This window comes from uncultured Microbacterium sp. (genome assembly GCF_963521695.1).
Classification (GTDB): Bacteria; Actinomycetota; Actinomycetes; order Actinomycetales; family Microbacteriaceae; genus Microbacterium.
Genome location: NZ_CAUQWC010000186.1, coordinates 1 through 6,944 on the forward strand (window position 1 = coordinate 1; position 6,944 = coordinate 6,944).

Consider the following 6,944-nt stretch of genomic DNA (forward strand, 5'->3'; position numbering starts at 1 on the left):
GCCCTGCGCGCCGGCGATCGCTGCATCCAGCACCCGTTGCGCGACGGCGGCTTCGCCCCCGTGCAGGGCGACGAGCGCGGCGATCACAGCAGGCAGTTCGGGGAGAGGCGCGTCGCTCCCCGACGCGGTGTACATCTCGCTGGCACGCACGAGATCCTGCAGACCGTCGTTATCGCCGGTGCCGAGCGAGGCCCGGAGCCCCCGCGAGAGGAGCTCGAGCGAGACACCGTGGGCGGTCGGAATGGTGCGAACGGGTGCGGAGACGGGCGTTGCGGCCGGATCGGTGTGACCGGCGCCCGCGGCGGCGATCGTCCACTTCGCCCGGCTCTCGGATGTCGTCGGTACCCCGCCGCGGTAGACCTGGGCCCCGAGGTCCATGTCGCCGCGCATCGCCCAGACGGCGGCGGCCATGTCGAGGGCGGCGTCGCCCGGGGCGTCGGAGCCCGCCAGCAGACGGTCGACGAAGGTTCCGGCGGCATCCACGTCGCCCAGCGCCCAGGCGGCGCGTGCGCGGCGCAGAGCGAGGGTGGCCGAGGGGGCTCCCGCACGGTCGGCCGCTTCGTAGAGTTCGGCCGCCTTCGCCGGATCGCGCGACAGTTCGCGGTCACCGTCGGCGACCAGGGCGGATGCCACCCGTTCGTCCGTCGTGCCGCCCAGGAGCGCCTGCACGGAGGCGGCGTCGCGCACGAGCCGCGCGGAGTACAGCTCGAGCAGGCGGTCGGCGGTCAGCCGTGCGCGTACGGCATCGCGTACGAGCGGCACCGTGCGTCCGCCGCGCTGCAGCAGACCGGCGTCGTAGCCGGCGGCGCAGGCGGGGCCGGCGCCGGCGTCCAGCGCGGAGCGTTCGTCGAGGCAGAGCGCTTCGACGGCGAGACGCAGCGACGGGTCGAGGGAGTCGATGCGGTGCGAAACCAGGTCGTCCAGCGACCGGGCGATCTCTTCGTGGTCGCACCGGCCGTCGCAGATCGCGTCGCCGTGCAGCATGAGCGCCTCGGCCGTCAGCCAGGCCAGGCCTCCGGTGGCCTCGAGCAGGCGCGTGAGGCACTCTCGCGACGAGTCCGTCGCCTCGGCGCCCAGGTGAGCGGTGACGTCCGACATCGTGATGTGCCCGAGCAGCATGGGCGGCTGGTGGCGTTCGATGTCGTCGATCAGCGCACGGAGCGCGGGGGAGTCGGGGTCGGGACGGGTGGCGAGCAGCACCGTCGCGGATCCCGTGCGCAGTCGCTCCGCCAGCGCGGAGAGCGTGTCGTCGTCGAGGAGGTGCGCGTCGTCGACGACGACGACCGCGTCCCCCGTGGCGGGGAGGTCGGAGAGGTGCGTGAGGGCGACGGGGGAGGCACCGGCCGCGCGCAGCGCCGTGAAGAGGTGGCGCAGCACGCGGGATTTCCCGGAGCCGGCCGTTCCCACGACCGCGAGCGGTGCGGGTTCGACCGCCGCGACGGAGGCGTCGAGGAGGGTGCGTGCGACGCGCGGCAGCAACAGCGACTCGAGGTCGCCGTGGACAGCATCGGAGGACGTGTTCGAGATCGACATCGGTGGTGATCTTCCGACGACGCGCGTCAGGGTGTGGGCTCGGCGGAGGCGGGCGGCGTCTCGGGGGCCGGAGAACTCGTCTCGGCCGGTTGCTCCGACGGCGGCGTGGTCTCGGTCGGCGGCGGGTTCTCCGTCGACGGAGACGGAGCCGGCTCCTCGGTCGTGGGCGGGTCGGTGACCGGAGTCTCGGTGACCGGTGTGTCGGTCGGCGAGGTGGTGGGGGCCGGGTCGGAGGGCGAGGGGGCGGTCGTCGTCGGGTCGGTCGAGGGGGTTCCGGTCGACGGCTCCGACGGCGTCGACGACGAGGGCTCGGTAGCCGAGGCGGGGTTTCCGCCGCCGCCGCCACCGCCACCGCTCGAGGCCTGCTGTTGTGCGGGCGGTGCCGCCGAGGGGCTGCGCTGCTCAGCGGCCTGGGGGGTCAGTCGCTGGGGGGTGCGCTGACGCTCCTCTGTGCGGTTCGTCGAGCGGGGCTCCTCGGGAACTGCGGCGTCCTGCGGGGCCGCGGACTGCTCGGCGACGGGTTGCGCCTGGGGGGCGGCGATGCTCGCCGGGGGAGCGGAGGGCAGATCGAGCGAGTCGAACACGCGCACGTCGAGGTCGGCAGCCAGGGGCTGCGAGGTGACGGCCATTCCGGTGCGCGCCAGGATGCCGACGCCGAGGGCGGGCACGCTGACGACGCCCACGGTCACGGTGAGGACGGCGACACCCGCAGCGACATACGCCGTGGCGGGAACCCGTCGGAACCACGGTGCACGCTTCTCGCTCCGCTGGGCGGTGAAGACGGACTCGGGGCTCGCGTCGTCGTCGTCCCGGTCGTCGTCATCGTCGTCGGACGGAGCGTCGTCGACGGCGAGCAGCGGGTACGGACGAAGGCCACCGCCAGCGGCGGTGCGGGCGGCGCCGAGTGCAATGATCGCTTTGGGATCGGCGTCGACGGCGATGGGGCGGTCGAAGCGCTCCGACAGCAACTGCGCCACGCGGGGGATGCGGGAGGTGCCGCCCGTGAGCAGGATCGCGTCGAGGTCGTCGGCGGTCAGACCCGACTGCTCCAGCGCGATCTCGAGTACCTCGACGGTGCGCTCGATCTCGGGCTCGATCATGTCCTCGAACTCGGCACGGGTCAGACGGACGGCTCCGTGGCCGTCGCCGATGAGCACCGGCACGACGGCCTCGCCGTCGAACGACAGCGATTCCTTGGCGTCGACGCACTCGCGTCGCAGCGACGCCAGCGCCATGCGGAGGCCCGCGTCAGACTCGACGCCCGCGAGAGCGGATGCCGGGATGCCAGCGGCACGGACGGTGTGACGCAGCACGATGTCGTCGAAGTCCGCGCCGCCCAGGTCGGGGATACCGATGGGGCTGCCGACGAAGTCCACGCTGCCGTCGGGCATCTTCTGGAGGATGACGGTGTCGAAGGTGCCGCCGCCGAAGTCGTAGACCGCCAGGGCGCGGCCGCTGTCGAGGGGGTGCGTCGATTCGTAGTGGCGTGCGGCGGCCTCGGGCTCGGTGATGACCTGTACGTCGCTCCAGCCGAGGCGGCCGATGGCGTCGCGCACCAACTGCGTGCGGTACTCGCCCCAGGTGACGGGGACCGAGACGGCGACGCCGGCCGGGTGCTGTCCTTCACGCTCGACCGCGGTGCCGATCACCCATCCCACGACGAGGGCGTAGAGGTCTTGCGGTGAGAAGCGCCGGTCTCCGGCCACGATGGGCACGTCGTCGCCGATACGGCGCTTGAACTCGCGCACCAGGCGCTCCGGCTGGGCCGTGCCCCGCCGCTCCGCCGCGTCGCCGAACAGCAGTCCGCTGTCCGAGACGAAGACGGTCGTAGGAGTGCTGTCGGCGTTGCGCCCCAGCGGCAGCGATGCTGCCAGCAGCGCTCCATCCGGCGCGGAGCGCGCGGTCGCAGCCGCAGTCCTGCTCGTCCCGACATCGATCGCCAAGAAGTACGGCGTAGCCATGTGTTTCGACCCCCCGGGGGCGCACAGAAGCGCCGCATGGCACCCCTGAATCCCCCGACTCTCCGAGCTCGACGACGAGCCCGTTCGTGTTCCACCGACACATGCCCCCTGCATGTGTCGACGCTGTGCCTGAAGTGTTGCACACCCGTAAACAGGATGAAAGGGCGGGTGAGATGGGTATGACTCGCGGCGTAAAAGTGCAATACTTCGCGCCGCTCCAGCACGCGCTCGCCGCAGGCTGCGCGTCGCGGCCGTGCAGGTCGTCTCGCGTCTCCCGCGCCTCGATCCACGACACGTTGGCACTCGCATTGCACGAGTGCCAACCCTTCTCTAGACTCTGGTTAGCACTCTCCCCGCGTGAGTGCTGACAAGTCTTCTGTAACGAGAAAGAGGTAGACCGTGTCGGTTTCCATCAAGCCGCTCGAGGACCGGATCGTCATCAAGCAGGTCGAGGCTGAGCAGACCACCGCGAGTGGTCTCGTCATCCCCGACACCGCCAAAGAGAAGCCGCAGGAGGGCGAAGTCGTCGCCGTCGGCCCCGGCCGCATCGACGACAACGGCAACCGTGTCCCCCTCGACGTCGCCGTCGGTGACCGCGTGCTCTACAGCAAGTACGGCGGCACCGAGGTCAAGTTCGGCGCCGACGAGTACCTGGTGCTCTCGGCTCGTGACGTCCTGGCGGTCGTCGTCCGCTGAGCGCGTGACGTCAACGAAGACCCCGGATGCCACGGCATCCGGGGTCTTCGTCGTTCGATCGGCCCGCACAGCTCGGCGTTCGCCTGCGGGGATGGCAGGAAAGCGTGGCTCGACGGCGGCCCCCGCCTCGACGCCGCGCATAGGCTGAGGAAGTGACCGCCGCCCCTCCCGCCCCCGCTGGCGGGAGCACCCGCGGCGCGCTGTACGCGCTGAGCGCCTACCTGCTCTGGGGCGTCCTGCCGATCTACTTCCTGCAGCTCAAGCCGACCAATCCGTTCGAGGTCGTGGCGTGGCGCATCATCCTGGCCTTCGGCTTCTGTCTCCTGCTGCTCACCGTGCTGCGCGTGTGGCGCCCCTTCCTCGCGATCGTGCGGCAACCGCGCTTGATGGCGCTCACCGCCCTCGCGGGCGTGCTCATCTACGTCAACTGGCAGACGTACCTGATCGGGGCGTTGACCGATCGCGTAGTCGAGACGAGCCTCGGGTACTTCGCCAACCCGATCGTCACGGTCCTGCTCGGGGTCATCGTGCTGCGCGAGCGACTGCGCGTCCTCCCGTGGATCGCGGTGGGCATCGCGGTCGTCGCGGTCGTCGTCATCGTCGTCGGCTACGGCTCCTTCCCGTGGATCGCCCTGACGCTGGCGTTCTCGTTCGGGTTCTACGGTCTGGTGAAGAAGCAGATCGGCCCGTCGGTGGATGCCGTGAGCGGTCTGACCCTCGAGTCCCTGTGGCTCCTGCCGGTCGCCGCGATCCAGCTGGTGTTCGTCGCGAACCTCTCGGGGATCACGCTGGGCACCGTCGGAGTGCTCCACACGGTGCTCCTCCTGTCGGCCGGCGTCGTGACGGCCATTCCGCTGCTGCTGTTCGCGTCGGGCGCCCGGCGGGTGCCGCTGACGGTGATCGGGCTGCTGCAGTTCGTGGCGCCCGTCATCCAGTTCGTCATCGGTGTCTGGGTGCTCCACGAGCCGATGACCCTCGAGCGCTGGCTCGGCTTCGCCCTGGTCTGGCTGGCGCTGGTGCTCTTGAGCGCCGATTCGATCGTGGCGTCGCGGCGTCACCGTCGCGTGGTGGCCGATGTCGCCGAGCCGGTATGAGCCGCGTCATCCCTGCGTTTACCGGCTGAATCCGTCCGTTCTCGTCGGTGCGCCGCCGACCGTTATGCGCCCGTGACCGCCGGGACGCACATCGTTAACGAACGGCAACATGCGGAAAACGTGCATCCGATTAAGTTGGGGGAATCAGGTGACCCCATGGGTCTCCCCCCGCGTTCATCCACAGCAAGGAGCACTATGAACGTCTTCCCGCGCACGCGCAGCGCCCGAGTCCTCGGCGGTATCGCCCTGGTCGGCGCCAGCGCGCTCGTCCTCGCCGGTTGTGCCGGCGGCGGCGGCGGAGCCGAGCCCAGCGATGCACCCAGCAGCGCCGTTGGCGGCACCTCGACGGCAGACAGCGTCTTCCACGTCGGCACGATCCTTCCCGCCACGGGCAACCTCGCCTTCCTCGGCCCGCCCGAGGTCGCCGGTGTCAAAGCCGCCGTGCAAGACATCGAGGCCGCGGGCGACGCGTTCCCGTTCTCGGTCGAGCTCACCGAGCGCGACTCGGGTGACACCACCACCGACATCGCCACGCAGTCGGCGACCGAGCTCGTCGACGCCGGTGCCGACGTCGTCATCGGTGCCGCCTCGTCGGGTGTGTCGTTCACGTTCGTCGACCAGCTCGTCAACGCCGGTGTCGTCCAGATCTCTCCGGCGAACACGTCGCCCGACTTCACCACCTACGCCGACGGCGGGTACTACTGGCGTACCGCCCCGTCCGACGTGCTGCAGGGCCGCGTGCTCGGCAACCTGATGACGGGTGACGGTGCCGCGAACGTCGGCATCATCTACATCAACGACCCGTACGGCATCGGCCTGAAGGACAACGCGACGACGGCCATCGAGGCCGCCGGTGGCGAGGTCTCCGTCGCGGTTCCGTACAACCCGGGTGACACGGTCTTCACGTCGCAGGTCGACGAGCTGCTCGCGGCTGAGCCCGACGCCGTCGCGGTCATCGCGTTCGAAGAGACGTCGTCGATCATCCCGCAGCTCGTCAGCACGCAGGGCTACCCGGCGGCGCAGGTCTACTTCGTCGACGGCAACCTGTCGAACTCGTACGAGTTCCCCGCCGGCACCCTGCAGGGCGCCAAGGGCACGCTGCCCGGCAACCCGGCCGACACGACCTTCCAGCAGAAGCTGCTGACGGTCGACCCCGCGCTGACCGACTTCAGCTACGCACCGGAGTCCTACGACGCCGTCATCGTCGCAGCTCTCGCCGCGGCGCAGGCCAAGGACGACTCGGGCACCGCCATCCGCGACAACCTCCAGTCGGTCTCCGAGGGTGGCGAGAAGTGCACCACCTTCGCCGACTGCCTCGCGCTGGTCAACGAGGGCACCGACATCGACTACGACGGTGTCTCCGGCCCGATCACCTTCGACGAGAACGGTGACCCGACCGAGGCGTACATCGGCATCTACCAGTACGGTGCCGACAACAAGTACACCCTGCTGAACACGGAGTTCGGCTCGCTCAACGAGTGACCTGAGTCCGCGAAGGGCCCGGATGCCATCGGCATCCGGGCCCTTTCCCGTTCGCGGGTGGGGCATCAGGGTCGTCACCGCGGGCATGCACCCGGTCCGCCTCTTGGCGGCGTGCTGGCGCTGGCGCAGGCGCTGGCGCTGGTGCTGGTGCGGGCGCTCGTGCGGGCGCGGGCAATGG

Annotated in this window: 5 protein-coding genes; 3 read left to right on the top strand and 2 right to left on the bottom strand. The window is 70.5% G+C overall.

All coding sequences use genetic code 11. The annotated features are described in order from the left end of the window. Both RWP81_RS12720 and RWP81_RS12725 read right to left on the bottom strand, forming a co-directional pair. Nucleotides 1–1,533, bottom strand: a 1,533-nt coding sequence (locus tag RWP81_RS12720; protein WP_314456646.1) for an ATP-binding protein, incomplete at its 3' end; no start/stop codon positions are given. A gap of 26 nt (nt 1,534–1,559) precedes the next feature. Next, nucleotides 1,560–3,494 carry an Hsp70 family protein gene (locus RWP81_RS12725; RefSeq protein ID WP_314456648.1) on the bottom strand — a complete coding sequence of 645 codons (1,935 nt, stop codon included), beginning with the start codon at nt 3,492–3,494 and terminating at the stop codon, nt 1,560–1,562. Nucleotides 3,495–3,893: 399 nt separating this feature from the next. Between RWP81_RS12725 and groES the strand changes: the two genes are divergently transcribed. The 3 genes from groES (at nt 3,894) to RWP81_RS12740 (ending at nt 6,766) form a co-directional block, all read left to right on the top strand. Further along, on the top strand, nt 3,894–4,190 hold the full coding sequence (groES, locus tag RWP81_RS12730) for a co-chaperone GroES (protein ID WP_039394204.1): 297 nt from the start codon (nt 3,894–3,896) through the stop codon (nt 4,188–4,190). A 152-nt stretch (nt 4,191–4,342) separates the two neighbouring features. Beyond that, complete coding sequence (rarD, locus tag RWP81_RS12735) at nt 4,343–5,284, top strand: EamA family transporter RarD (protein ID WP_314456652.1); 942 nt, start codon at nt 4,343–4,345, stop codon at nt 5,282–5,284. Between the two features lie 195 nt (nt 5,285–5,479). Next, nucleotides 5,480–6,766 (top strand): ABC transporter substrate-binding protein, encoded by a 1,287-nt coding sequence (locus RWP81_RS12740; RefSeq protein WP_055959064.1) that lies wholly within the window; start codon nt 5,480–5,482, stop codon nt 6,764–6,766. Nucleotides 6,767–6,944: the final 178 nt, after the last annotated feature.

Excerpts from the sequence above, each read along its gene's own strand:
- RWP81_RS12740 (WP_055959064.1), top strand. The coding sequence starts at position 5,480 with ATGAACGTCTTCCCGCGCACGCGCAGCGCCCGAGTCCTCGGCGGTATC.
- RWP81_RS12725 (WP_314456648.1), bottom strand. The coding sequence starts at position 3,494 with ATGGCTACGCCGTACTTCTTGGCGATCGATGTCGGGACGAGCAGGACT.